This window comes from Brasilonema octagenarum UFV-OR1, from assembly GCF_963888615.1.
Lineage (GTDB): Bacteria > Cyanobacteriota > Cyanobacteriia > Cyanobacteriales > Nostocaceae > Brasilonema > Brasilonema sennae.
Map to the genome: position 1 here is coordinate 1 of NZ_CAWPKW010000283.1, position 2,345 is coordinate 2,345.

Genomic DNA, 2,345 nt, shown 5'->3' on the forward strand with positions numbered 1-2,345 from the left:
TTCCCTGTTCCCTGTTCCCTGTTCCCTGTTCCCTGTTCCCTGTTCCCTGTTCCCTACCTCTACGAGTCAATTCAGAAATAAAACCGGATTCCTATAACAATAGTAAGTAGCTCAATTTATGAATTAAACAGGAGCGAGGAAAATGAAAGCAATAGTAATCAAAGAATACGGCAATGATGACGTTCTAAATTATGCCGATGTCGAACGCCCAGAGCCGAAGGCGGACGAAGTTTTGGTGAAAGTTCACGTCGCGGGGGTTAATCCGGTTGACTGGAAAATCCGCAACGGTGTGGGCGAAAGGCTCGGTTTGAAACTACCGATCATGCTCGGCGGCGAGATTGCTGGAACAATCGAAAGAATTGGCGATGATGTCAGAGGTTTCAAACAAGGTGATGCGGTTTACGGCATCATACGCTCTGGAGGTTTCGCCGAATACGCGATCGCCAAAATGGGGGATATTGCGTCTAAACCCCAAAGTCTCGATTTCGAGAACGCGGCGGCGGTTCCACTCGGCGCGTTAACCGCATGGCAGGCGATTTTTGATTTAGCCCATCTCAGCAGCGGGCAAAGAATTTTGATAACCGGCGCGTCAGGCGGAGTCGGTTCACTGGCTGTTCAACTTGCCAAAGCAAAAGGCGCATACGTCATCGGTACGGCTTCGGGACGCAATGAAGAGTTCGTCAGAGATTTAGGCGCGGATGAGTTCGTTGATTACACGAAGCAAAACTTTGAACAAGTCGTTAAAGACGTTGATGTCGTCTTCGATGCAGTCGGCGGCGACACGTTTGAAAGAGCGTTCCAAACTTTGAAAAAAGGTGGCTTTCTGGTAACGTCAGTGGAGTTTCCGTCCGAAGAAAAAGCGCAGGAATTTGGCGTCAAGTCCGCGCGGGTTCATTGCAAGCCAAACGCGGAACAATTAGCTGCCATCAGCGCATTGGTTGACGAAGGCAAATTAAAAGCGCACGTCGCAACCGTTTTGCCGCTTGTAGAAGTCAAAAAGGCATTCCAACTTTCCGAAAGTGGGCGCACACGCGGCAAAATTGTTTTGCAAATTGGCACATAGTTTTGAACTGGAGTTTAGCGCGAAATCGCCAAAATCTGGGAAATCATCCGGTTTGCTTGCGACAAATAACCACCACCAAATAAATTGAAATGGTTCAAAATGTGATACAGGTTGTAGAGAGTTTTTCTTTGCTCATACCCTTCATCTAACTGCCAAACTTCGTTGTAACCTCGATAAAACGCAGCAGAGAAACCACCGAATAATTCTGTCATGGCGATATCAACTTCGCGATCGCCAAAATAAGCCGCCGGATCAAAAATCACTGGTTCTCCCGCAACAGTACACCCAGCATTTCCTCCCCATAAATCACCATGTACAAGAGAAGGCTGTGGTTTATGATCTGCCAAAATTTCAGGAATAGCCTCTAGTAACTCCTTTTCTTGGGGAAAATGACCTCCCTTACGCCTTCCCAATTGGAATTGATAACTCAGCCGATATTTAGTATAAAACTCACCCCAATCTGCTGTCCAAGTATTAATTTGAGGCGTGGAACCAATAGTGTTGTTTATATCCCAACCAAAACCTTGGCTGCTGGTTGCTTTATGCATCGCTGCTAACTTGCGCCCCATTTCTTCCCAAGATTTTGTTTGGGCTGAACCCATCTCTAGCCATTCCAACACCACATAGCTAGAATCACCAGCTGTATCCCAGCAAATGGGTTTGGGAACGCGGATAGTTGCTGTTTGGTACATTTGCTGTAAGCCTAGCGCCTCAGCCTCGAACATTGCAATTTGCGACGCTTGATTAAACTTGACAAAATAGGTGCGCTCACCGTCACAGACACTGTAACCTTGATTTATACATCCACCACCGACTGAGCGTCGTTGTGACGATTGAAATTTTTCGCCAGTCACCTGGCTAATATTGGCATCAATTTCAGTCCACATCATAACAATTCAAAATTCATGGTTGCTGAGCGTAGTCGAAGCAAAATTCATGGTTGCTGAGCGCAGTCGAAGCAAAATTCAAAACTAAATTTCTGTAGGGCATACAATGTTTGAGCAGCGAGTGAGGGGGATGAGCAGGATAACTTCCTCATCGTTGGAAGTCTACAGCCTTCCTAAATAAGATATGAACATCCTCCTCTTCTTCTCTTTCTTTTCTTTGCGTCCTACCCTGCGGGAAGCCGCTTTGCGTCTATGCGTCCTTTGCGGTACCCTGCGGGAAGCCCTTCGGGTATCTCCTGCGGAGACGCTACGCGTTCGCTCTTAGCGTGCGCTTGCGCTTACGCAGTTCCTATCTCCTCCGGAGACGCTGCGCGAACAACGGGGGGAACCCCCGC

The 2,345-nt window shown here is 47.6% G+C and carries 2 protein-coding genes; one reads left to right on the forward strand and one right to left on the reverse strand.

Going from position 1 to position 2,345, the window contains the following annotated elements:
• Positions 1-142 precede the first annotated feature (142 nt).
• Positions 143-1,063: an NADP-dependent oxidoreductase gene (locus tag AC5590_RS24345; RefSeq protein ID WP_169268957.1), complete on the forward strand. Its 921-nt coding sequence runs from the start codon at positions 143-145 to the stop codon at positions 1,061-1,063.
• Between the two features lie 14 nt (positions 1,064-1,077).
• Here the strand turns inward: AC5590_RS24345 and AC5590_RS24350 are convergent, their stop codons facing one another.
• On the reverse strand, positions 1,078-1,950 hold the full coding sequence (locus tag AC5590_RS24350) for a fructosamine kinase family protein (protein WP_169268958.1): 873 nt from the start codon (positions 1,948-1,950) through the stop codon (positions 1,078-1,080).
• Between the last annotated feature and the right edge of the window lie 395 nt (positions 1,951-2,345).